Annotated in this window: 18 protein-coding genes and 5 tRNA genes; all 23 read left to right on the forward strand. The window is 48.4% G+C overall.

Annotated features, from left to right (window positions below; translation table 11 throughout):
* Positions 1-93 precede the first annotated feature (93 nt).
* The 23 genes from MARGE09_RS01615 to rpsJ all read left to right on the forward strand — a co-directional run bounded on the left by MARGE09_RS01615 (position 94) and on the right by rpsJ (position 23,386).
* Positions 94-1,665, forward strand: a complete 1,572-nt coding sequence (locus tag MARGE09_RS01615) for a glycosyl hydrolase family 79 N-terminal domain-containing protein (protein ID WP_236985624.1) — start codon at positions 94-96, stop codon at positions 1,663-1,665.
* A gap of 68 nt (positions 1,666-1,733) precedes the next feature.
* A complete protein-coding gene (gene alr / locus MARGE09_RS01620; RefSeq protein ID WP_236985625.1) occupies positions 1,734-2,843 on the forward strand; it encodes an alanine racemase in 1,110 nt (369 codons plus the stop codon).
* Positions 2,843-3,808, forward strand: coding sequence for a biotin--[acetyl-CoA-carboxylase] ligase (locus MARGE09_RS01625; RefSeq protein ID WP_236985626.1), 966 nt, complete (start codon positions 2,843-2,845; stop codon positions 3,806-3,808). The genes alr and MARGE09_RS01625 overlap by 1 nt, the downstream gene beginning before the upstream one ends.
* Positions 3,805-4,524 carry a type III pantothenate kinase gene (locus MARGE09_RS01630; RefSeq protein WP_236985627.1) on the forward strand — a complete coding sequence of 240 codons (720 nt, stop codon included), beginning with the start codon at positions 3,805-3,807 and terminating at the stop codon, positions 4,522-4,524. Before MARGE09_RS01625 ends, MARGE09_RS01630 begins: the two co-directional genes overlap by 4 nt.
* 48 nt (positions 4,525-4,572) lie before the next feature.
* On the forward strand, positions 4,573-5,304 hold the full coding sequence (locus MARGE09_RS01635) for an SPOR domain-containing protein (RefSeq protein ID WP_236985628.1): 732 nt from the start codon (positions 4,573-4,575) through the stop codon (positions 5,302-5,304).
* A gap of 75 nt (positions 5,305-5,379) precedes the next feature.
* Positions 5,380-5,455 (forward strand) — tRNA-Thr (locus tag MARGE09_RS01640).
* An 80-nt stretch (positions 5,456-5,535) separates the two neighbouring features.
* Positions 5,536-5,619: transfer RNA gene (locus tag MARGE09_RS01645), tRNA-Tyr, on the forward strand.
* Positions 5,620-5,703: 84 nt separating this feature from the next.
* Positions 5,704-5,777 (forward strand) — tRNA-Gly (locus MARGE09_RS01650).
* A gap of 21 nt (positions 5,778-5,798) precedes the next feature.
* Positions 5,799-5,874: transfer RNA gene (locus tag MARGE09_RS01655), tRNA-Thr, on the forward strand.
* A gap of 121 nt (positions 5,875-5,995) precedes the next feature.
* Positions 5,996-6,071, forward strand: a tRNA-Trp gene (locus MARGE09_RS01660).
* A 90-nt stretch (positions 6,072-6,161) separates the two neighbouring features.
* Positions 6,162-6,533, forward strand: coding sequence for a preprotein translocase subunit SecE (secE, locus tag MARGE09_RS01665; RefSeq protein ID WP_236985629.1), 372 nt, complete (start codon positions 6,162-6,164; stop codon positions 6,531-6,533).
* Positions 6,534-6,551: 18 nt separating this feature from the next.
* On the forward strand, positions 6,552-7,085 hold the full coding sequence (nusG, locus tag MARGE09_RS01670; RefSeq protein WP_236985630.1) for a transcription termination/antitermination protein NusG: 534 nt from the start codon (positions 6,552-6,554) through the stop codon (positions 7,083-7,085).
* A gap of 167 nt (positions 7,086-7,252) precedes the next feature.
* The gene (gene rplK, locus MARGE09_RS01675; protein ID WP_236985631.1) at positions 7,253-7,684 is read left to right on the forward strand and encodes a 50S ribosomal protein L11; all 432 of its coding nucleotides are present in this window, start codon (positions 7,253-7,255) and stop codon (positions 7,682-7,684) included.
* Positions 7,685-7,686: 2 nt separating this feature from the next.
* Positions 7,687-8,382, forward strand: coding sequence for a 50S ribosomal protein L1 (rplA, locus tag MARGE09_RS01680; RefSeq protein ID WP_236985632.1), 696 nt, complete (start codon positions 7,687-7,689; stop codon positions 8,380-8,382).
* 300 nt (positions 8,383-8,682) lie between these two features.
* A complete protein-coding gene (gene rplJ / locus MARGE09_RS01685) occupies positions 8,683-9,177 on the forward strand; it encodes a 50S ribosomal protein L10 (protein ID WP_236985633.1) in 495 nt (164 codons plus the stop codon).
* 84 nt (positions 9,178-9,261) lie between these two features.
* Positions 9,262-9,630, forward strand: coding sequence for a 50S ribosomal protein L7/L12 (gene rplL / locus MARGE09_RS01690; protein ID WP_236985634.1), 369 nt, complete (start codon positions 9,262-9,264; stop codon positions 9,628-9,630).
* Positions 9,631-9,833: 203 nt separating this feature from the next.
* The gene (gene rpoB, locus MARGE09_RS01695) at positions 9,834-13,919 is read left to right on the forward strand and encodes a DNA-directed RNA polymerase subunit beta (RefSeq protein WP_236985635.1); all 4,086 of its coding nucleotides are present in this window, start codon (positions 9,834-9,836) and stop codon (positions 13,917-13,919) included.
* A 97-nt stretch (positions 13,920-14,016) separates the two neighbouring features.
* Positions 14,017-18,243, forward strand: a complete 4,227-nt coding sequence (gene rpoC / locus MARGE09_RS01700; RefSeq protein ID WP_236985636.1) for a DNA-directed RNA polymerase subunit beta' — start codon at positions 14,017-14,019, stop codon at positions 18,241-18,243.
* Between the two features lie 138 nt (positions 18,244-18,381).
* Entirely contained in the window at positions 18,382-18,753 is a 372-nt protein-coding gene (gene rpsL, locus MARGE09_RS01705; protein ID WP_236985637.1) for a 30S ribosomal protein S12, read from the forward strand.
* A gap of 102 nt (positions 18,754-18,855) precedes the next feature.
* The gene (rpsG, locus tag MARGE09_RS01710) at positions 18,856-19,326 is read left to right on the forward strand and encodes a 30S ribosomal protein S7 (protein ID WP_236985638.1); all 471 of its coding nucleotides are present in this window, start codon (positions 18,856-18,858) and stop codon (positions 19,324-19,326) included.
* 114 nt (positions 19,327-19,440) lie between these two features.
* Entirely contained in the window at positions 19,441-21,543 is a 2,103-nt protein-coding gene (gene fusA / locus MARGE09_RS01715) for an elongation factor G (protein ID WP_236985639.1), read from the forward strand.
* An 88-nt stretch (positions 21,544-21,631) separates the two neighbouring features.
* A complete protein-coding gene (tuf, locus tag MARGE09_RS01720) occupies positions 21,632-22,855 on the forward strand; it encodes an elongation factor Tu (protein ID WP_236985640.1) in 1,224 nt (407 codons plus the stop codon).
* Between the two features lie 219 nt (positions 22,856-23,074).
* On the forward strand, positions 23,075-23,386 hold the full coding sequence (gene rpsJ, locus MARGE09_RS01725; RefSeq protein ID WP_236985641.1) for a 30S ribosomal protein S10: 312 nt from the start codon (positions 23,075-23,077) through the stop codon (positions 23,384-23,386).
* Positions 23,387-23,477 lie beyond the last annotated feature (91 nt).

The raw sequence follows: 23,477 nt of genomic DNA on the forward strand, positions 1-23,477 counted from the left end.
ACGGTACCTCGTGATTAATTATACCTTGTGATTAAAGTGTCATAGTTATCGGTTACGGTCTCGAGGTTCTAAGCTTTGGTGCTTTTTCACGTTATGGCTTTTTCTCTTGCTCGTTATCAGGCTCCTCTTTTTACCCTTTGGCGTAAGCTCAGTGGCGCTGGCTCAACTTTAAAGCTTTTGCTCGCCCCCCTTGCTCGCTTACAGGTTAATGCGTTTTGGCGTCAGTCGACGGTGGTAAAGCCCGCACCGGTTGCGCTTTGCAGTATGTTGCCTGTGGCGCGAGTGGATGAACGCTATGTTTCTTTTTCTATTGATATTTCAGTGCTGGCTGGTGGCCAATGGTGGGAGGGTAGCCATAAAGTTATCGGTGGTTTGGGTGGGCAAAAGGTTTTACCTTTTCAGCTGGTCGGAACAAAGCTAGACAACCTAACGCGAGCGCTAGGGCCGGCATACTTAAGAATAGGTGGTTCAGAGGCCGATAAAATCCACTACTTTCGTGCGCCTCAGGATGAGCCCGGTGCGCTGGTGTTAACCCATCAAATATGGGATCGTCTGCACGATTTTATCGCGCGACACGACCTTAAATTGTCGTTTACCTTTAAGTACGGTTTGTTTAAGCGCAAGGAGCATGGCGGCTGGTGCCCAAACGAGGTGTTGGATTTATTGGTCTACAGCAACCGCAAGGGCTACCACATTCATGTGTGTGAATTGGGCAATGAGCTCAATGCCTACTGGGCTTTTCATGGGCTATCGTCTCAGCCGCGCGCTAGTAAATTGGCTGATGATTATCTGACTTTTAGCACAGAGGTAAAGCACCTACTTCCCGATGCCAAAATTATCGGCCCTGGCAGCGCCTTTTGGCCCCGTTTAGGGGAGACCATCAAGCCCTTTTCGAATATTTCGCACAAGTTTTTGCAATTGTGCCAAGCCAGCGGTATGAAGTTGGATATTGTGGATTGGCATTATTACCCCTTCCAAAGCCGGCGATCGCCAGTGCGTACGCGGCGCGCCACCCAAAGCAGTATGTTGCGCCCCAAAGCGTTAAACGAATATAAGCAATACTGCTTGCAGCTTAAAAAAATGCGGGACGCCTTTTTCCCAAATGCGCAGTTGTGGACAGGGGAAACAGGCTCCGCTCAGTGTGGTGGGGAGCCTAGGCTATCAGACCGTTTTGCCTCGTGCTTTTGGTGGGCAGATCAGTTAGGTTTGGGCGCGCGCCATGGGCAAGAGGTGATGATTCGGCAAAGCCTTGTAGGTGGAGATTATGGCTTGCTCAGCCGCACAGGACTTAAGCCCAGGCCAGATTACTGGTTGACTTGGCTGTGGCAGCAGCTAATGGGGGTGGATGTGTTTGATGTGGCTAGCCCGCATGCGCAGCTGCGCAGTTATTGCCATAGCGCAAAGCGGGGCAATGGACGCACCTTACTGCTAATTAATTTGTCGGGCAAAGCCTGCAAAGTCGATATGACGGGAGAGTTCTCGTTTGGGCAGGTGGTGGCTCAGTACACAGTTACCGCGAAAAAGCTCACCAGTAAAAAAGTGCGCATCAACGGTAAAAAAGCACGCTTGGAAGAGGGTCGAGTGCCTGCTTTGTCGTCATTCCCTGTTGCGCCCCTAAGCCATTATTTACCTGCGCACGCTATTGCTTTTTGGTGTTTGCGTTAACAGGTATTTGCCGCTTATCTAAGTCATGCCCTGTGCCATAATACGCGCCTAACGATATAGGAGGCGGTGTGAGCTCACGGCTATCAGTAACTATTAATCTTGGTGCGATCGCGGATAATTGGCGGCAACTACAGCATCGGTTGGGCGCAAACCGCGAGTGCGGTGCTGTGGTTAAGGCCAATGCTTACGGTTTGGGTATGGCGGAGGTGGCCGGCTGCCTAGCTGCTGCTGGCTGCCGTACTTTTTTTGTGGCGAATGTCAGCGAGGGGGCGTTCTTACGCAGCTGTTTACAAAGCTACTCGCGCGTGTGCATTTATGTGCTGCAGGGGGTTGAAGCCGGCAGCGAGCAGGAGTGCTTGGATTTTCGCCTTCGGCCCGTGCTTATCTCTGAAGCTATGGTGCGCAGGTGGGCAAGCTTCACCAAAGAACATGCGGGCGAGCCTTGTGCCGTAAAGCTGAATACCGGCATGAATCGCTTGGGGGTGGATGTTGGTTCGTTACCGGCATTATTGGAGGCATTCCCTGCGTTTTGGGGGCAGCAGGTGGGGTTGCTGCTTAGTCATCTAGCTTGTGCTGACGAGCCCCATCACCCCTTGAATGCTCAGCAGTTGGCTAGCTTTGAGCAAGCGTTAGCGCGGGTGCGCAAGGTTAATGCGCAAATTAAAGCATCGCTGGCGAATTCCTCGGGCATATTTTTAGGTGAGCGCTACTGCTTCGATGTGGCGCGCCCAGGCGCTGCTTTGTACGGCTTGAACCCTACCCCCGAAGCAAAAAACCCCATGCGCAGCACGGTACGGCTTGCGCTACCAATATTGCAAACGCGTAATGTCAGTGGCGAAAACTATGTGGGCTATGGTGCCGAGGCCTGTGTAAGTGGCCCTCGCCGGTTAGCCGTTGTTGCTGGTGGTTATGCTGATGGCATTTTTCGGGCGGCATTCCCTAAAATGGTTGGGCGTTTGAATGGCGTAAGAGTCCCCTTGGTCGGGCGCGTTTCTATGGACACATTAACCTTTGATATAACGGAGGTTGAGGGCGATGTCGAGAACGGTCAAATTGAAATTCTAGGCGACTACATATCTGCCGATGCCCAAGGCGCGGCTGCCGGCACGATTGGCTATGAAGTGTTAACGCGTTTGGGCGATAGGCTGCGACGCGCCTACCTTAGTGGTGCGGAATAATGGCTGGCCTACCCTGGGGGTTGTTAACGTTGTTGGCCGACGGGCAAAGCCATTCGGGTGAGCTTTTAGGGCAGCACTTGGGGGTGAGTCGCGCAGCCATTTGGAAAATGATTCAACAGCTAGAGGCGGCGGGCTTGGCGGTGGAGTCGGTTAAGGGGCAGGGCTACCGCATACCTGCAGGGCTTGATTTGCTCTGCGCGGATTTGATTCAACAATATATGTCAGAGGCCGGGCGAGTGATTCTTTCTCGGCTGGATGTGCTACCGCAAACAGCTTCGACAAATACGACTATTGCCGGCCCAGGTTATCCTTGTGGTGCGGCAGTATTAGCCGAGCAGCAAACCGCCGGACGAGGGCGGCGAGGGCGTGTTTGGGTGAGCCCGCTGGCTGCCAATATTTATTTATCCGTTCGGTGGCATTTTACTCAGGGTATTGCCTGTCTTGAGGGGTTGAGCCTTGCGGTAGGCGTTGTGCTTGCTGATGCCTTGGCGGCGCTTGGTGTGCCGGATGTTGAGCTTAAATGGCCTAACGATCTCTGGGTGGATGGTAAAAAGCTTGGTGGTGTGTTGGTTGAGATTGGTGGCGACGTAAATGGTGATTGCCATGCGGTAATCGGTGTTGGTTTGAATGTGGCAATGCCGGTTGGGGGTGGGGCTGATATTGATCAGGCTTGGGTTGACCTTGCCGGTTTGGGGTATCGAGCCGGGCGCAATCCGCTGGCTGCAGCGCTTATCGAACAGTTATTGCTGATGCTGGCGAGTTATCAAGACAAAGGCTTCGGCGCTTATCGTGAGGCGTGGTTGTTGCGTAATGCCTTGGCGGGCAAGCTGGTATTCACCACTGGCGCGCAATTGGTTCAAGGTACTGTTGTGGGCTTAACCGAGGGCGGCGGTCTTATCGTGCAAACCGACGAGGGAGAGCAGGTTTTAAATGGTGGCGAGGTTTCTGTGAAGGTGAGTGCGTGATTGTTGATGTCGATATTGGCAATACTAATGCGAAGTGGCGCTGCCAAGGTGACAGTCGAATTTATGTGCAGTCAACCCGCTCATTACCCCAAGCGTGGCAATATAGTGGCGCAGCTATTACGCGGGTGCGAGTGGCGTGTGTGGCTGGCGCCGATGTACTGCAGTGTTTTGCCGCTGCGGTGCGTGAGCGTTGGGGGATAGATATCGAGCTGGCTCGCGTGCAGCGTAACTATGCCGGTTTAGCGGTGTGTTACGAGGATGTGAGCCGCTTGGGGGTGGATCGTTGGTTAGCAATGCTGGCTGCTTTTAAATCGGTGGGTGATGAGTTCGTGGCGGTGAGCGCGGGTAGTGCTCTGACGGCTGATTGGGTGGCCCAAGATGGACAGCATTTAGGAGGCTTTATTGCGCCAGGGCGCGAGCGTATGCTGGCATCGCTGTATGGCGATGTGGCAAATGTATTGCTTACCCCGCGGGTGCCGGGGGAATTACTTGATATTGCACTTGGCCAATCGACAGAAACTTGTGTTGATGGGGGCGTTGCGGTTTTGTTGCGGGGCTTTATAAATCATGTCGCATCACGCTGCCTTGGGGCGCGGATTATCTTAGCCGGTGGGGATGCTCAGGCTATGCTAACCATGTGTGCGCAAGAGCACAAATTTAGAGTGTCTCTTGTGAGTAATCCCGTTCTAGACGGGTTGGCGATTGCATTACCCTGATATAGCGATAGAGTGCTTTTAAGAGGGGCAATAAGGTTAGGTGTTGGCGTGAGGTGGGTCTTTTTATCCCTCGTATTAATGAATGCGATTTTTTTTTCGTGGCGTTACTTTGCGCCACCCTCTGCAGAGGCTTTGCCCAGCCCGCAGAAAAAACCTTCAGCAGTACCGAGCTTGCCTAAGCCCGTTGTCGATAACTCCCCTTCAATTACTTTATTAGAAGAGCTGGACTCCTCGAGGGAGATTTCAAGCCCCTCTGGGCTGGCCTTTGATGAGGTAACGCATAGTGGTGATGTTTGCTATTGGGCGGGCCCATTAGCTGATGATGCTGATCGCGATGTACTACTGCGGCGCCTTAAGGGTTTAAATATAGTGGCATCGGAGCGCGTGACGCGAGCGACGGGCGATCTGCGTTATTGGGTTTATTTGCCGCCGTTAGGCTCGAAAGAGGAGGCGAAAGCCCAGTTAGCCGCCCTGCAAAGTAAAGGCATTGATAGCTACCTCATTCATAAGGGTGAGCGCAAAAATGGCATATCGTTAGGATTGTTTAGCCGGCTAGAGCTTGCGGAAAACCGAGAAGCAGAAGTTAGGTCTGCCGGTTGGGAGGCGACAATGGATACGTATACGCGCAGCGTCAATCAGCGCTGGATAACGGCGAGCAAAGAACAGTTGGATGCCGTTGGTGAAGGCATTTTGCCCAGAATGCTCAAAAATAAATCTGACGTGACAATAATAGAAAAAAAATGTGAATTGCCTGTTGCTTCTCATAACAACATTCACTAGAATCCCGCCTCCACATTGAGAGGCAGCTCTTAATGTGTTGCGAAGGCCAAAGCATTTGATGTTTTGGGTAGGAATGCTGGCGTAGCTCAGTTGGTAGAGCAGCTGACTTGTAATCAGCCGGTCGGGGGTTCGACTCCTCTCGCCAGCTCCATTTTCGCAGGCCGTTACTGGCTAATGTCAGTAAGGTGCTTAAGCTTGCTGTTAAGCAATTATTGCTTGGTAAGTATAAGTGCAGGGGTTCCCGAGTGGCCAAAGGGATCAGACTGTAAATCTGACGCGCAAGCTTCGGTGGTTCGAATCCACCCCCCTGCACCATTAAGCTAGCTTAGCTTGCGGCCAGATGGCCAGTGTAGCGCCTAGGTTACAAATTGCTTTGAGCGCGCGGTGGGCCCTAATTGTGCGGGCATAGTTCAGTGGTAGAACGTCAGCCTTCCAAGCTGAATATGCGGGTTCGATTCCCGCTGCCCGCTCCATACTACTTAGTGTGAACAAAGGCTCATATAGCTCAGTTGGTAGAGCACACCCTTGGTAAGGGTGAGGTCAGCGGTTCAAATCCGCTTATGAGCTCCACTTTTTCTTATAAAGGTCAGCAGAGTTAAAGGCTCGCTGGCCTTTGTGATATTCAGGCTTATGATATCGAGCACTGAATTCACACCCTCATCACAGAATACGCTCTAGTGATGAGTGATACAGGCCAGTAGTTCAATTGGTAGAGCGTCGGTCTCCAAAACCGAAAGTTGGGGGTTCGAGTCCCTCCTGGCCTGCCACTATTTGCACGAATGCGTGCGGCGCGAAAGGTTGAAATGCAAGTTTCAACCTTTCTGTGTATTACGCACTTTCGTAGGAAGAGAGAAACCATGAGTACAAATGCAGAGTCTCCACAATATAAGCTAGACGGCCTTAAATGGTTGGTTGTTATCGCTATTATTGCTGCTGGCACGGTGGGTAATTCTTATTACGCCGATCAGTTCGCGATTTTGTATCGTGTGCTGGCAATGGTTGTTTTGGGTTTGGCCGCCGCGTTCGTCGCTTTGCAAACAGCCAAGGGTGCTGCATTTTGGGAACTGTTGAAGTCAGCCCAAATCGAAATGCGCAAGGTGGTTTGGCCAACTAAGCCAGAAACTAACCAAACGACGTTAATGGTTTTAGTGGTTGTGTTCGTGATGGCTATTCTCCTGTGGGGGCTTGATGCTCTATTCGGAAAAATCGCCTCTTTTATTATTGGTTAACTACGGACATTTCTCCCCATGGCAAAGCGTTGGTATGTGGTACACGCCTATTCAGGTTACGAAAAGAAAGTTGCAACTGCACTGAAAGAGCGTATTGAGCTTGAAGGTATGCAGGAGCATTTTGGTGATGTCCTTGTTCCCACTGAAGAAGTGGTTGAAATGCGGGATGGCCAAAAACGTAAGTCTGAGCGTAAGTTTTTCCCCGGCTACGTTTTAGTTCAAATGGAGCTAAACGACGAAGCTTGGCACTTGGTTAAAGAGACTCCGCGCGTTATGGGGTTTATTGGCGGCAAGGCAGATAAGCCTGCGCCTATTACGGAAAAAGAAGCGAATTTAATTCTTCAGCGCGTTGATGACTCTGTTGATAAGCCTAAGCCCAAAACGCTGTTTGAGCCGGGTGAAATGGTCCGCGTAACTGATGGTCCGTTCAATGACTTTAACGGTGTTGTTGAAGAAGTGAATTACGAAAAAAGCCGCTTACGCGTTGCGGTGCTTATTTTTGGTCGCTCGACTCCTGTTGAATTGGAGTTTGGGCAGGTCGAGAAAAGCTGATTTAAAAGCTGAATTTTTATGACTCTCACTACCTTTTGGGTAGTGGGGGTTTTTGTGTCTCTGGGCATTGCGTTTTTTTTGCGTAATAAAAGCCCACAAACGGGGAGCCAATGACGTTAAGTTTTACTTAATTGAGGCGTTTAACCCATAACTAGAGGAAGTTGAAAATGGCAAAGAAGATTAGTGCCTATATTAAACTGCAAGTTGGCGCAGGTAAGGCAAACCCAAGTCCACCAGTTGGTCCTGCTTTGGGTCAGCACGGTGTAAATATCATGGAATTCTGTAAAGCGTTTAACGCACAGACCCAAGATATTGAAGCTGGCGCTCCAGTACCTGTTGTTATCACTGTGTACAGTGATAAGAGCTTCACTTTTGCGATGAAAACTCCACCAGCATCTTTCTTGTTGAAGAAAGCAGCTGGCATCACCAGCGGCAGCAGCAACCCTAATACTAAGAAAGTGGGTACTGTAACGCGTGCGCAGTTGGAAGAAATTGCTACAACTAAAGCGCCGGACTTGACTGCTGCCGATATGGACGCAGCGGTTCGTACTATCGCGGGCTCTGCTCGTGCCATGGGTTTGGATGTTGAAGGGGTTTAATAATGGCTAAGTTATCTAAGCGCCAACGCGCTATCAACGAAAAAATTGATTCAACTAAGCAGTACGGTATCGACGAAGCTGTTGCTTTGTTAAAAGAATTGTCTGCAGTTAAATTTCCTGAAACCGTAGAAGCGGCAATTAACTTGGGTATTGACCCACGTAAATCTGACCAATCTGTTCGTGGCGCGACAACTTTGCCGCACGGTACTGGTAAAGAAGTGCGTGTTGCAGTGTTTACTTCCGGTGCTAACGCAGACGCAGCTAAAGAAGCTGGCGCTGAATTTGTTGGTATGGACGAGTTAGCAGCAGAAATCAAAGGCGGCATGATGGACTTTGATGTTGTTATCGCCGACCCTGCGGCTATGCGTGTTGTTGGTCAATTAGGTCAAGTATTAGGTCCTCGTGGTCTTATGCCAAACCCTAAAACCGGTACCGTAACACCTGATGTTGCAACAGCTGTTAAGAATGCTAAAGCAGGTCAAGTACGTTTCCGTGCTGACAAAGGCGGCATCATTCACGGTGGCATCGGTAAATTGAGCTTCGATGCAAACGCATTAAAAGAAAACTTAGAAGCGTTATTGGTTGACTTGAAAAAGTTAAAGCCAGCTTCTGCGAAAGGCGTTTACGTGAAGAAAATCTCTTTGAGCACGACAATGGGCCCAGGTTTAACCTTGGATGCCTCGTCTCTCGAAGCGTAACTCTTTATAGCGCTTTAGCGTAGCGCCCTCGGGCGCAAAAAACTTTGGGGTCTAGCCTTTAGGCTAGGTCGTCAAAGACCGTAGGTGAAGTTAGTGGTAGCAGAATTAAGGCAAGATGCAAATCTTAGTCTACAATCTTGTGTGTCATTAACCTCTTAATTGAGCAAAGCAAAGCCTACGCAGATGGTGGACCCTGTTCAGAATTCTGAACCTGTTGTCGCCGACATAGGGTTCAAATGGCAACATTTGAGCTGGTACAAAACGATGGGGTCATTCCCGTCATTAACCAGGAGAAATCCCGTGGCATTAGGGCTTAAAGACAAACAAGCGATTGTTGCTGAAGTCTCAGAGGCTGCCAAGAGCGCTCTTTCTGCAGTAGTAGCCGATTCACGTGGCGTTACTGTTAGTCAGATGACGGCTCTACGAAAAGAGGCTCGTGAACATGGCGTATGGTTACGCGTAGTTCGCAACACCTTGGCTCGTCGCGCGGTTGAAGGCACTGACTACGAGTGTCTCGTTGAGAGCTTCGTAGGTCCAACTATTATTGCATTTTCTAGCGAGCACCCAGGTGCTGGCGCGCGTATCTTGCGTGACTTCGCTAAGACAAATGAAAAGTTGGAATTAAAAGCTGCCTCCTTTGAGGGTGCATTAGTTGATATCAATTTGTTGGCATCTTTACCGACATACGACGAAGCTATTGCGAAACTCATGAGCGTTATGAAAGAAGCAGCCGCTGGCAAGTTGGTACGTACTCTTGCAGCACTTCGCGATCAAAAAGAACAAGAAGCCGCTTAATTTATTATCTTAATCGATTTGAATTACCGAGTTTTTTAAAAAATTATCCGAGCTTAAAGCTCACGTAAGAATAGGACTTGAAAAATGTCTATCTCACAAGAAGATATCTTAAACGCCATTGCTGAAATGTCTGTTAAAGACGTTGTTGAATTAGTTACTGCAATGGAAGAAAAATTTGGCGTTAGCGCTGCAGCTGCTGTTGCTGTTGCTGGTGGCGACGCTGGCGGTGCTGCTGAAGAGCAAACTGAATTTGACGTTATCCTTACCGCTGCTGGCGATAAGAAAGTTAACGCCATTAAAGCTGTTCGTGAAATCACCGGCCTTGGTTTGAAAGAAGCTAAAGCAATCGTTGACGGCGTACCTGCTGCTGTTAAAGAAGGTATTTCTAAAGAAGACGCTGAAGCTGCTAAAGAGAAACTTGAAGCTGCTGGTGCAGCTGTCGAGCTTAAGTAAGTTTGAAGTTAAAGCCCAATCTCTGATTGGCGCAGGGCTGGCAGGTAATTTACCTGCTGGCCTTTTTCCGTTTGCAGACTAGTGTGTTTGAGTTTGTAGAATGGAACTGATATTTGATATTCGCGCTTATTAGTGTGAATTGGGAGTTCACCCTCCCCGTGTCTCGCAAAGATTGCATCCCCGTGAAAAGCTGAGGAAATCTGATGGCTTACTCGTATACTGAGAAAAAACGTATCCGCAAGGATTTTGGCAAGTTGCCGCACGTCATGGATGTGCCGTTCCTCCTGGCAATACAACTCGATTCATACAGAAAATTTACGCAAATTGATACCGCGCCCAAAAAGCGTTTGGATATGGGTTTGCATGCCGCGTTTAAATCGGTATTTCCAATCGTAAGCTACTCTGGCAGCGCTGCTCTTGAATATGTGAGCTACGTGCTTGGTAAGCCGGTATTTGACGTCAACGAATGTGTGTTGCGTGGCGCAACTTATGCTGTGCCGTTGCGCGTAAAAGTACGCTTGATTATTTACGATAAAGAATCCAGCGCAAAAACAATTAAAGATATTAAAGAGCAAGAAGTGTACATGGGTGAAATTCCACTCATGACGGATAACGGTACATTCGTTATCAATGGTACTGAGCGCGTAATCGTTTCTCAGTTACACCGTTCCCCTGGTGTGTTCTTTGAGCACGATAAAGGTAAGACTCACTCATCAGGCAAGTTGCTTTATTCTGCGCGCGTTATTCCTTACCGTGGTTCATGGTTAGATTTTGAGTTTGATCCTAAAGACTTGGTCTTTGTGCGTATTGACCGTCGTCGTAAATTGCCTGCAACTATTTTGTTGCGTGCCTTGGGTTATAGCTCGCAAGAAATGCTGGATATGTTCTTTGAGACCAGTAATTTCCGTATTTTAGAAGATGGTGGTTTGAAGCTTGAGCTAGTACCTTCGCGTTTACGCGGTGATACAGCTTCGTTTGATATTTGCGATACAGAAGGCAATGTAATCGTTGAGGAAACTCGACGTATCACTGCGCGCCATATCAAGCAGCTTGAAAAAGCGAATGTTAAAGAGCTAGATGTCCCCTCCGACTACATGTTGGGTCGTGCTTTAGCGAAAGACATTATCGACGAGAGCACTGGTGAAGTTTTAGTTGAATGTAATACTGAAATCACTGAAGAAGTGATGGCGCAATTAATTGCGGCAGGTGTTTCTGATGTTGAAACCTTGTACACCAACGATCTCGATTGCGGTTCTTTCTTATCTGATACTTTGCGCAGCGATCCTTCGCGCACAGAGCTAGAAGCGTTGGTAGAAATTTACCGCATGATGCGCCCAGGTGAGCCACCGACTAAAGAATCGGCAGAGGCTTTGTTCCAGAACTTATTCTTCAGCCAAGAGCGTTATGATCTTTCTGCGGTAGGCCGCATGAAGTTCAACCGTCGTTTGGGGCGTGAAGAAGAAACTGGCGAAGGCACTTTATCGCGCGAAGATATTGTTGAGGTATTAAAAACCTTGATTGATATCCGTAATGGTAAAGGCGTTGTGGATGATATCGACCACTTAGGTAACCGTCGTATTCGTTCTGTGGGCGAGATGGCCGAAAACCAATTCCGTGTTGGTTTGGTACGTGTAGAGCGCGCTGTTAAAGAGCGTTTGTCTATGGCTGAAAGCGAAGGCTTAATGCCGCAAGATTTGGTCAACGCCAAGCCTGTTGCCGCAGCGGTTAAAGAGTTCTTTGGCTCTAGCCAGTTGTCGCAGTTTATGGACCAAAACAACCCGCTTTCAGAAGTTACCCACAAACGTCGTGTTTCTGCATTAGGGCCTGGTGGCCTAACGCGTGAGCGTGCAGGCTTTGAGGTTCGAGATGTACACCCGACTCACTACGGTCGTGTATGTCCTATTGAAACGCCGGAAGGTCCAAACATTGGTTTGATCAACTCGTTGGCAACTTATGCGCGAACTAACAGCTACGGCTTCTTAGAAAGCCCGGTGCGCAAAGTTGTTGATGGCAAAGTAACTGATGAAATTGAATATCTTTCTGCAATTAACGAATCAAAATTCGTTATTGCACAGGCATCAGCAACCCAAGATGAAAACGGTAATTTAATTGACGAGCTAGTTTCTTCTCGTCACATGAATGAATTTACCTTGGTTGCGCCATCTGATGTTCAGTATATGGATGTGTCGCCTCGTCAGGTTGTATCGGTGGCTGCGTCACTAATTCCATTCCTTGAGCACGATGATGCTAACCGCGCCTTGATGGGTTCGAACATGCAGCGTCAAGCTGTTCCAACGTTGAAGGCGCAAAAGCCTTTAGTGGGAACGGGGATGGAGCGTAAGGTTGCTTCTGACTCAGGTGTGTGTGTTGTTGCTAAGCGCGGCGGTGTTATTGATCGCGTCGATGCAGGTCGTATTGTTGTGCGTGCGGCGCAAGAAGAGGTTGAAGCCGGTGATGCCGGTGTTGATATCTACAACCTCACTAAGTACACCCGCTCAAACCAAAATACCTGTATTAACCAGCGCCCGATTGTTCGCACTGGCGATACCATCGTTCGCGGCGACATTCTAGCCGATGGGCCATCGGTAGATATGGGTGAGCTTGCTCTGGGGCAGAACATGCGTATCGCATTCATGCCTTGGAATGGTTATAACTTTGAGGATTCAATCCTTGTAAGTGAGCGCGTTGTACAAGAAGACCGCTTCACAACCATTCACATTCAAGAGCTAACCTGTATTGCCCGTGATACTAAGTTGGGTTCAGAAGAAATTACGGCGGATATTCCTAATGTGGGCGAGTCTGCGCTTTCTAAGCTTGATGAGTCTGGCGTTGTTTATATCGGTGCTGAAGTTGGCCCTGGCGATATTCTTGTTGGCAAGGTAACACCTAAAGGTGAAACCCAGTTAACGCCAGAAGAAAAACTACTGCGTGCTATTTTTGGTGAAAAAGCCAGTGATGTAAAAGACACATCATTGCGTGTGCCGACTAGCACAAAGGGTACTGTTATCGATGTTCAGGTCTTTACCCGTGACGGCCTCGAAAAAGACCAGCGTTCGCGCGACATTGAAAAGTCTCAGCTCGACCAGGTTCGTAAAGACTTAAACGAAGAGTACCGCATTGTAGAGGCAGCAACTTTTGAGCGTCTGCGTGCAGCATTGGTTGGTCAAGTAGCAGCTGGCGGCAAAGGTGTTGTTAAAGGCAGCCCAGTTACCGATGAGCAGCTAAACGAATTGCCGAATAAAGAGTGGTTCAAAATCCGTATGGATGAGGACGCTTTAAGCGAGCAAATCGACCGCGCCGAAGAAAGCCTTGCCGAGCGTCGTAAAGAGCTTGATGACCGTTTTGAAGATAAAAAAGGCAAGTTGGAAACCGGTGATGATTTGGCGCCCGGCGTCCTCAAGATTGTTAAGGTTTACTTGGCGATTAAGCGTCGTATTCAGCCGGGCGATAAAATGGCCGGCCGTCACGGCAACAAAGGTGTTATCTCGGTAATTATGCCGGTTGAAGATATGCCTTATGACGAACATGGTGTTCCTGTTGATATCGTTTTGAACCCGCTGGGTGTTCCTTCTCGAATGAACGTTGGGCAGGTGCTGGAAATGCACCTAGGTCTTGCGGCTAAGAGCTTGGGCGAAAAAATCGATACCATGATGGCGGAGCAGCGCGCTGTTGCTGAAATCCGAGCTTTCCTTGAGGAAATCTACAACAAGTCGGGTATTGCCAAAGATAAAGAAGACCTTGCTTCGTTCAGCGATACGCAAATCATCGAAATGGCTCAGAACTTACGTGCCGGTGTACCTATGGCTACGCCAGCGTTTGATGGCGCCAAAGAGAGCGAAATCAAAGAACTGTTGCGTTTAGCGGGTGTTCCTGATTCTGGTCAAATGCAGTTGCATGATGGCCGTACTGGCGATCCGTTCTTGCGTCATACCACGGTTGGTTACATGTACATGCTGAAGCTTAACCACTTGGTTGATGACAAGATGCACGCACGTTCTACCGGTTCTTACAGCTTGGTTACTCAGCAACCGCTGGGTGGTAAAGCGCAATTCGGTGGTCAGCGTTTTGGTGAGATGGAAGTGTGGGCACTTGAAGCTTATGGTGCTGCTTATACCCTGCAGGAAATGTTGACGGTTAAGTCGGATGACGTGAATGGTCGAACCAAAATGTATAAAAACATTGTGGATGGCGATCATCGCATGGAGCCTGGCATGCCTGAGTCGTTCAACGTATTGGTCAAAGAGATTCGCTCTTTGGGTATCAATATTGAACTTGAGCACGACTCGTAATCCGTATTTGGACACTAAATAAAGTAGACCCCTAAAACGGTGGTGGGTTGGCGTAAGCGTCAACCCACTGTGCAAGGCACCCACTGGAGGAAACACCTTGAAAGATTTGCTGAACATTTTGAAAAACCAAGGGCAAGCGGACGAGTTTGACGGTATCCGTATTGGTTTATCATCACCAGAAATGATCCGCTCTTGGTCATTTGGTGAAGTTAAAAAACCCGAAACCATCAACTACCGTACTTTTAAGCCTGAGCGTGAAGGCTTGTTTTGTGCCAAGATTTTTGGCCCAGTAAAAGATTACGAGTGCTTGTGTGGTAAGTACAAACGCATGAAGCATCGCGGCATCATTTGTGAAAAATGTGGTGTTGAAGTGACTTTGGCGAAAGTGCGTCGCGACCGTATGGCGCACATTGAACTCGCAGCACCTTGTGCGCATATCTGGTTCTTGAAATCATTGCCAAGCCGTATCGGTTTGCTGCTTGATATGACCTTGCGTAGCATCGAGCGCGTGTTGTATTTCGAATCTTATGTTGTTGTCGACCCTGGCATGACCACGCTTGAGCGCGGCCAATTGCTGACAGACGAGCAATACTTCGAAGCGATGGAAGAGTTTGGTGACGACTTTGATGCCAAAATGGGTGCCGAAGCTATTCAGCGCCTAATGATGGATATCGATTTGGATGCCGAAGCGCAAATGTTGCGCGAAGAAATTCCGAACACCAATTCCGAAACCAAAATTAAAAAGCTTTCTAAGCGTTTGAAGTTGGTTGAAGCCTTTATCAACTCTGGCAATAAGCCGCAGTGGATGGTACTTGAAGCTTTACCGGTTCTTCCGCCAGATCTTCGTCCGTTAGTGCCATTGGACGGTGGTCGTTTTGCGACTTCGGATCTTAACGATTTATACCGTCGTGTTATCAACCGTAACAACCGCTTGAAGCGCCTATTAGACCTTAATGCTCCAGACATTATCGTGCGCAACGAAAAGCGCATGCTGCAAGAGTCTGTTGATGCGCTGTTAGATAACGGTCGTCGCGGTCGCGCCATTACCGGTTCTAACAAGCGTCCTTTAAAATCACTTGCCGACATGATCAAAGGTAAGCAGGGTCGTTTCCGTCAGAACTTACTTGGTAAGCGTGTGGATTACTCTGGTCGTTCTGTAATTGTGACCGGTCCTACTCTACGTTTGCATCAGTGTGGTCTTCCCAAGAAGATGGCACTTGAGTTATTTAAGCCCTTTATTTTCAGTAAGCTTGAGTTGCGCGGTTTAGCGACGACCATTAAAGCCGCTAAGAAAATGGTAGAGCGCGAAGAGCCTGTTGTTTGGGATATTCTTGATGAAGTGATTCGTGAGCACCCTGTGTTGCTTAACCGCGCGCCAACGCTTCACCGTTTGGGTATTCAAGCGTTTGAGCCTGTTCTTATTGAAGGTAAAGCTATCCAATTGCACCCTCTCGTGTGTGCGGCGTATAACGCCGACTTCGATGGTGACCAAATGGCGGTTCACGTACCTTTGACTATCGAAGCGCAGCTAGAGGCGCGTGCTTTGATGATGTCTACCAACAATATTTTATCGCCAGCATCAGGTGAGCCTATCATCGTGCCTTCTCAGGACGTGGTATTGGGCTTGTACTGGATGACGCGTGAGCGCGTAAATGGTTTAGGTGAAGGCATGGCTTTCTCTGATGCACAAGAAGTATCGCGTGCATTCTACGCCGGTAAGGTGCATCTTCAGTCGCGCATTAAATGTCGTATTAACGACATTATTATGAGTGAAGATGGCGAAACGGAAGAGACCAAAAAACTTGTTGAGACTACTGTAGGTCGTATTTTGTTGTGGGAAATTGTTCCCGACGGCGTTCCTTTCGAACTAATTAACCGCAACATGGTTAAAAAGGCGATCTCAACGGTTATAAACTTCTGTTATCGCATTGTTGGTCTTAAGGCGACAGTTATTTTCGCAGACCAATTAATGTACATGGGATACGACTTCTCAACTAAGTCTGGCTCATCGATTGGTGTGAATGATTTCCAAATACCGGATGAGAAAGCCGAGCTTATTGGTCGTGCTGAAGCCGAAGTGAAAGAAATCGAAACCCAGTATGCTTCAGGTTTGGTAACACAAGGCGAAAAATACAACAAAGTTATCGATATTTGGTCGCGAGCTAACGATCTAGTGGCGAAGTCGATGATGGAAGGTATTTCTACTGAGCCTGTGATTAATAAAGCTGGCGAAGAAGAGAAGCAAGCCTCATTCAACTCGGTATTTATGTATGCCGATTCAGGTGCTCGTGGTTCGCCAGCTCAGATCCGTCAGTTGGCCGGTATGCGCGGTTTGATGGCGCGTCCAGATGGTTCGATCATCGAGACCCCCATTACCGCTAACTTCCGTGAAGGCCTAAACGTACTTCAGTACTTTATATCAACGCACGGTGCTCGTAAGGGGCTTGCGGATACCGCACTAAAAACGGCTAACTCGGGTTACTTAACGCGTCGCTTGGTGGATGTTGCACAGGACGTTGTTATTACAGAAGTAGATTGTGGCACTGACCGCGGCTTGACCATGACGCCTGTAATTGAGGGTGGTGACATCATCGAATCTTTGGGTGATCGTATCTTGGGTCGTGTTATCGCGCAGGATGTTGTTCGCCCAGGTAGCGATGAAATCCTAGTACCTGCGGGCACCATTATCGATGAGAAATGGGTTGAGCGCGTAGAGCATATGGCGATCGATGAAGTTATCGTGCGCTCTGCCATTAACTGTGAAACCCGCCATGGTATCTGTGCGCAGTGTTACGGTCGTGACTTGGCTCGCGGGCATCGTGCCAATGTGGGTGAAGCTATTGGTGTTATTGCTGCACAGTCAATTGGTGAGCCTGGCACACAGCTTACGATGCGTACCTTCCACATTGGTGGTGCGGCTAGCCGAGCGTCTGCTGTTGACAATGTTCAAATTAAGCAAGACGGTACTATTCGCTTACACAACATTAAAACTGTATCTCGTGAAGATGGCTCTTTGGTTGCGGTATCGCGCTCGGGCGAAATTGCTGTTGCCGATGCTACTGGCCGTGAGCGTGAGCGTTATAAGATTCCTTACGGTGCCGTAATTAGTGCGAAAGAGGGTGCTGAAGTTGCCGGTGGCGCTATTGTTGCGAAATGGGATCCGCACACTCACCCCATCATTACAGAAATGACCGGTAAGGTTATTTTGAGTGGCATGGAAGATGGGTTATCTGTGCGTCGCCAGCAAGATGCGATCACAGGTCTTTCGTCAATCGAGATTATGGACCCTTCCGAGCGTCCATCTGCCGGTAAAGACTTGAAACCTGCTGTGACCTTAGTTGATGCCGAAGGCAATGAATTGTACTTGCCTAACACTAACCAGCCTGCACACTACATGCTGCCAAACAAGTCGATTTTGAGCTTGGCCAATGGCGATATGGTTAGCATTGGTGACGTTATTGCGCGTATTCCTCAAGAGGGTTCAAAAACGCGTGATATTACCGGTGGTCTGCCGCGTGTTGCCGACTTGTTTGAAGCGCGTAAACCGAAAGAGCCTTCAATCTTGGCGGAGATATCCGGTACGGTATCGTTCGGTAAAGAAACTAAAGGTAAGCGCCGCCTTGTTATTACGCCACCAAATGGTGAAGTAATGGAAGATGGCTCTACGCACTACGAAGTGCTGATTCCTAAGCATCGTCAGTTAACCGTGTTCGAAGGTGAAGCGGTAACTAAGGGTGAGGTTGTGTCAGATGGCCCATCTAACCCGCATGACATCTTAAGGTTGAAGGGCGTGGCGGCGTTGGCAGATTACATCACCAACGAAATCCAAGACGTTTACCGCTTACAGGGTGTAAAAATTAACGATAAGCACATCGAGGTTATTGTTCGCCAGATGTTGCGCAAAGTTGAAATCACAGAAATGGGTGATTCTGACTTCGTTAAGGGCGAACAGGCGGAATTTGTACGCGTGCTTGAGCAAAACGAAAAGCTGCGTGCTGAAGGCAAGCAGCCTGCGCGTTATGTGCGTGAGCTGTTGGGTATTACTAAGGCCTCTTTGGCAACAGAGTCGTTTATTTCGGCGGCATCGTTCCAGGAGACCACACGTGTACTTACTGAGGCTGCGGTAACCGGTAAGGTTGATACCTTGCGCGGTTTGAAAGAAAACGTTGTTGTGGGTCGACTTATTCCTGCGGGAACCGGTTTGGCTTATCACAAAGAGCGTCGTCGTAAGCGTGAGCAAGTTGAGGAAGTTGTTACAGAGACAGTTAGTGCAGCGGAAGTTGAAGCCGCACTTACAGAAGCGCTGCGCTCAAGTAATGATTAATTTTCAGGCAATCACTGCTTGACCTTGCTGGGTGGCGCATTTAGAATGCGCCACCCGCATTTTGCGGGCGGGTTATTAGCACCCGTTTTTGTTTAATAGCTGTTTAATTGCAGCGTAATTTATTTTGGAGTTTTTTCCATGGCAACGATCAACCAGTTGGTTCGTAAGCCGAGAAAACGTAAAGTACAGAAGAGTGACGTTCCTGCGTTGCAAAACTGTCCTCAGCGTCGCGGTGTTTGCACCCGCGTTTACACCACAACCCCTAAGAAGCCAAACTCTGCCTTGCGTAAAGTTTGTCGTGTTCGCTTAACTAGCGGCTACGAAGTGACTTCTTACATTGGTGGTGAAGGGCACAATTTGCAGGAGCACAGTGTTGTTTTGATTCGTGGCGGTCGTGTTAAAGATTTGCCAGGTGTTCGTTACCACACTGTTCGCGGTTCGCTTGACACCTCTGGTGTTGCAGATCGTAAACAAGCTCGTTCTAAGTACGGTGCCAAGCGTCCTAAATAAGGTTGCTTAACGTTTTTAAGTCTTAAGATCCAGTAAGGCTGAGCTAGTACCATCTAGGTGGTTTAGTCTCAGGCAAACCTGAATTAAAGTGAGTGTAGTTATATGCCAAGAAGACGCGTCGTCGCAAAACGTGAGATTCTTCCGGATCCAAAGTTTGGAGATCAAACTTTGGCTAAGTTTATGAACCACGTAATGGTCAGCGGTAAGAAATCTGTCGCTGAGCGCATTGTATATGGTGCTTTAGATGTCGTTGCTGAAAAAACCAGCAAGGACCCATTGGAAGTTTTCCAAGAAGCATTAGAAAATGTTGCCCCTATGGTTGAGGTTAAGTCTCGCCGTGTTGGTGGTGCAACTTACCAAGTGCCTGTTGAGGTTCGCCCATCACGTCGCACAGCTTTGGCTATGCGCTGGTTGGTTGATTACTCGCGTGGTCGTGGTGAAAAGTCTATGGCTTTCCGCTTAGCGGGTGAGCTAATTGATGCATCTCAAAGTAAAGGTGCAGCAGTTAAGAAACGTGAAGACGTACACCGTATGGCTGAAGCGAACAAAGCGTTCTCGCATTTTCGTTTCTAAGCTTTATGTTGTGTTTGCAACGAAAAGGCAGCTATTTTTGCTGCCTTTTCGTTGTTTATCTGGCTTATTTTTTAGTCAAACTAATTATTTATAAGAATTCTGAGGAACGGCATAGTGGCACGTAAAACTCCAATTTCGCGTTACCGCAATATTGGTATTTGTGCGCACGTTGATGCGGGTAAAACCACAACAACGGAGCGAGTGCTTTTTTATACTGGCGTTTCACATAAAATCGGCGAAGTGCACGATGGTGCCGCGACGATGGATTGGATGGCTCAAGAGCAAGAGCGGGGGATTACTATTACCTCAGCCGCGACTACCTGTTTTTGGAAGGGTATGGCGCAGCAGTTTGATGAGCATCGAATCAATATTATTGATACACCTGGCCACGTAGACTTCACAATTGAGGTAGAGCGTTCGCTCCGTGTGCTAGATGGTGCGGTTGTTGTATTGTGTGGCTCCTCTGGTGTGCAGCCCCAAACAGAAACCGTATGGCGTCAGGCCAATAAGTACGAAGTTCCGCGAATGGTTTTCGTGAATAAAATGGACCGTACAGGTGCTGATTTCCGTCGTGTTGTCGAGCAGCTGAAAACGCGTCTCGGCGCTAATGCAGTGCCGCTGCATATGACAATAGGCGCTGAAGAAGATTTTAAAGGCGTTGTCGATTTAGTTAAAAATAAAGCAATACTCTGGAGTGAGCAGGATCAGGGTGTTTCTTTTGAGTATGCTGATATTCCCGCAGATTTGGCCGAAGAGTGTGCTGAAATGCGCGAATTTGTGGTTGAATCAGCCGCTGAAGCTACCGATGAGTTAATGGAAAAGTACCTCGAGGGCGGGGAGTTAACCGAAGAAGAGATTAAGTTCGGTATCCGTAAGCTCACGCTAGAGAATAAGCTTGTCCCTGTGTTGGGTGGCTCGGCCTTTAAAAATAAAGGTGTGCAGGCTGTTCTGGATGCGGTAATTGAGTATTTGCCCGCTCCCGATCAGGTTAAGGCTATTGAGGGGATTCTTGATGATAAGGACTCTTCGGTTGCGACGCGTGAAGCAGACGATAGCGCACCTTTCGCAGCGCTGGCCTTTAAGATCGCGACGGATCCTTTTGTGGGTACGTTAACTTTTTTCCGAGTTTACTCTGGCACCCTAAAGCAGGGAGATTCAGTTTTTAATCCGGTGAAGGGTAAGAAAGAGCGTGTAGGTCGCATGGTGCAAATGCATGCGAATCAGCGCGAAGAAATTAAAGAAGTCTTGGCGGGTGATATTGCCGCTGGGATAGGCTTTAAGGATGTCACCACTGGGGATACATTGTGTTCGCAGGATGGTGTAATTACCTTGGAGCGCATGGAGTTTCCTGAGCCTGTAATTTCGGTGGCAGTAGAGCCGCGAACACAGGCTGATCAAGAAAAAATGGGGATAGCGTTAGGCAAGTTGGCGCAAGAGGATCCTTCCTTTCAGGTGAAAACTGACGAGGAGACGGGCCAAACTATTATTTCTGGAATGGGTGAGCTTCACTTAGATATTCTTGTTGACCGCATGAGTCGAGAGTTTGGGGTTCAAGCCAATATTGGTAAGCCTCAAGTTGCCTATCGCGAAGCGATTCGTAATTCGTGTGAGATCGAGGGTAAGTTTGTTCGTCAGTCTGGCGGTCGCGGCCAGTACGGGCATGTTTGGATTAAGTTTGAGCCAGGTGAGGATGAATCTTCAGAAGGGCTTGAGTTTGTGAATGAGGTCGTAGGTGGTGTTGTGCCTAAAGATTTTATTCCAGCAATCCAAAAGGGCATTGAAGAGCAAATGAAAAACGGTGTAGTAGCCGGGTATCCTTTGCTTGGATTAAAGGCGACAATTTACGACGGTTCGTATCATGATGTTGACTCTTCTGAAATGGCCTTTAAGATTGCTGCCTCGATGGCAACTAAAAAGCTGGTTGAGTTTGGTGGTGCGGTGCTGTTGGAGCCCGTGATGAAGGTTGAGGTCGTCACTCCCGAAGAAAATATGGGAGATGTAGTTGGCGATTTAAATCGACGTCGAGGGTTGATCTTGGGTATGGATGAAAGTGTTTCCGGTAAGGTTGTCACGGCTGAAGTACCTTTGGCAGAAATGTTTGGCTATGCAACGGCCGTCCGTTCTGCCACACAAGGTCGCGCGACTTATGCCATGGAGTTCTGCAAATATGCAGAGGTGCCAGGTAATGTTGCGCAGGACATCATCGCTAGAATCTGACTGTAAAAATTTAACTGTAAGATGGTACCGGCGAATAATTGGTTTTTATCTGACTTCACTAAAGTAATTTCTTAAGAGGACTTTAAAAGTGGCAAAAGAAAAATTTGAACGTAATAAACCCCACGTTAACGTCGGTACTATCGGCCACGTTGACCACGGTAAAACAACTTTGACTGCAGCATTGACTCGCGTATGTGCTGAAGTTTTTGGCGGTACTGCTGTTGCTTTCGACGGTATTGATAACGCTCCAGAAGAAAAAGCGCGTGGTATAACCATTGCGACTTCTCACGTTGAGTATGATTCACCAACTCGCCACTACGCGCACGTAGATTGCCCAGGTCACGCCGATTATGTTAAAAACATGATTACTGGTGCTGCTCAAATGGATGGCGCTATCTTGGTTTGTGGTACTACCGATGGCCCAATGCCACAAACGCGTGAGCACATCTTGTTGTCTCGCCAGGTTGGTGTTCCTTTCATCGTTGTGTTCTTGAACAAAGCTGACCTTCTTGCTGAAGATTGTGGCGGCGTTGATTCAGAAGAATATGCAGAAATGCTTGAGCTTGTTGAAATGGAAATTCGTGACTTGTTGTCAGCTTACGAATTCCCTGGCGACGACACTCCAATCATTGCAGGTTCTGCATTGATGGCATTGGAAGGTAAAGACGAGAACGAGCTTGGCACAACCGCTGTTAAGAAATTGGTTGAAGCTTTGGATTCTTACATTCCTGAGCCTGAGCGTGACATCGACAAGCCATTCATTATGCCTATCGAAGATGTATTCTCTATTTCTGGTCGTGGTACTGTTGTAACTGGTCGTGTAGAGCGTGGTATTGTTAAAGTTGGTGAGGAAATCGAAATTATCGGTATCCGCGAAACGACTAAAACAACCTGTACTGGTGTAGAGATGTTCCGCAAGCTTCTTGACGAAGGTCGCGCTGGTGAGAACGTTGGTGTTCTTTTGCGTGGTACTAAGCGTGAAGATGTTGAGCGCGGTCAAGTTTTGGCTAAGCCTGGTTCAATTAATCCACACACCAAGTTCGAAGCAGAAGTTTACGTATTGTCTAAAGATGAAGGTGGTCGTCACACTCCATTCTTTAAAGGCTATCGTCCACAGTTCTACTTCCGTACCACTGACATCACTGGTGCTTGTGAGCTTCCAGATGGCGTTGAAATGGTAATGCCTGGCGATAACATCAAAATGAACGTTACTTTGATCAACCCTGTTGCGATGGACGAAGGCTTGCGCTTCGCTATCCGTGAAGGTGGTCGTACCGTTGGTGCTGGTGTTGTAGCAAAAATCGTAGAGTAATATTTGCGATTTAGCCTTAGGGCTTGAAAAGGGGAGCTAATGGCTCCCCTTTTTTGTGGTTGTTCACAAAAGTGCTGGGTTGCCCAAAAAATATGCGATTATTTTTGTTCTGCTGTTGACATGGTGTTGCCCCCAACATAGAATGCCGCCTCCATTTTGAGTGGGCCCATAAGGCGCCTGCCCAAAAGTTCTTTAAAAATTACTGGAGTTTTGGTTCAAATGCAGAATCAACGCATACGAATTCGCTTAAAAGCGTTTGATCACAAGTTGATCGATGCTTCGACGCAAGAAATTGTTGAAACAGCAAAGCGTACTGGTGCGCAGGTTCGCGGTCCTATCCCGCTACCTACACGCAAAGAACGCTATACCATTTTGGTATCACCGCACGTAAACAAAGATGCGCGTGACCAATACGAGATTCGCACTCACAAGCGTTTACTCGACATAGTAGAACCAACCGAGAAAACTGTAGACGCCCTAATGAAGCTAGATTTGGCGGCTGGTGTTGAAGTTCAAATTAGTCTCGGTTAATTAAAGCTCCAAAACCAGCCCCTTACCGGCAAGTCCATTTGGGGTGTGTAACGCTCTGAGATGGGCGGCCATAGCGGGTAAGAGCCCCGTA

The organism is Marinagarivorans cellulosilyticus, assembly GCF_021655555.1.
Taxonomy (GTDB): domain Bacteria; phylum Pseudomonadota; class Gammaproteobacteria; order Pseudomonadales; family Cellvibrionaceae; genus Marinagarivorans; species Marinagarivorans cellulosilyticus.

What these genes read in the sequence shown, in the direction of transcription:
- rpsJ (WP_236985641.1), top strand. Translation starts at nt 23,075, where the DNA reads ATGCAGAATCAACGCATACGAATTCGCTTAAAAGCGTTTGATCACAAG.
- rplA (WP_236985632.1), top strand. Translation starts at nt 7,687, where the DNA reads ATGGCTAAGTTATCTAAGCGCCAACGCGCTATCAACGAAAAAATTGAT.
- rpoB (WP_236985635.1), top strand. Translation starts at nt 9,834, where the DNA reads ATGGCTTACTCGTATACTGAGAAAAAACGTATCCGCAAGGATTTTGGC.
- rplL (WP_236985634.1), top strand. Translation starts at nt 9,262, where the DNA reads ATGTCTATCTCACAAGAAGATATCTTAAACGCCATTGCTGAAATGTCT.
- secE (WP_236985629.1), top strand. Translation starts at nt 6,162, where the DNA reads ATGAGTACAAATGCAGAGTCTCCACAATATAAGCTAGACGGCCTTAAA.
- MARGE09_RS01615 (WP_236985624.1), top strand. Translation starts at nt 94, where the DNA reads ATGGCTTTTTCTCTTGCTCGTTATCAGGCTCCTCTTTTTACCCTTTGG.
- rpsG (WP_236985638.1), top strand. Translation starts at nt 18,856, where the DNA reads ATGCCAAGAAGACGCGTCGTCGCAAAACGTGAGATTCTTCCGGATCCA.
- nusG (WP_236985630.1), top strand. Translation starts at nt 6,552, where the DNA reads ATGGCAAAGCGTTGGTATGTGGTACACGCCTATTCAGGTTACGAAAAG.
- rplK (WP_236985631.1), top strand. Translation starts at nt 7,253, where the DNA reads ATGGCAAAGAAGATTAGTGCCTATATTAAACTGCAAGTTGGCGCAGGT.
- rpsL (WP_236985637.1), top strand. Translation starts at nt 18,382, where the DNA reads ATGGCAACGATCAACCAGTTGGTTCGTAAGCCGAGAAAACGTAAAGTA.
- MARGE09_RS01625 (WP_236985626.1), top strand. Translation starts at nt 2,843, where the DNA reads ATGGCTGGCCTACCCTGGGGGTTGTTAACGTTGTTGGCCGACGGGCAA.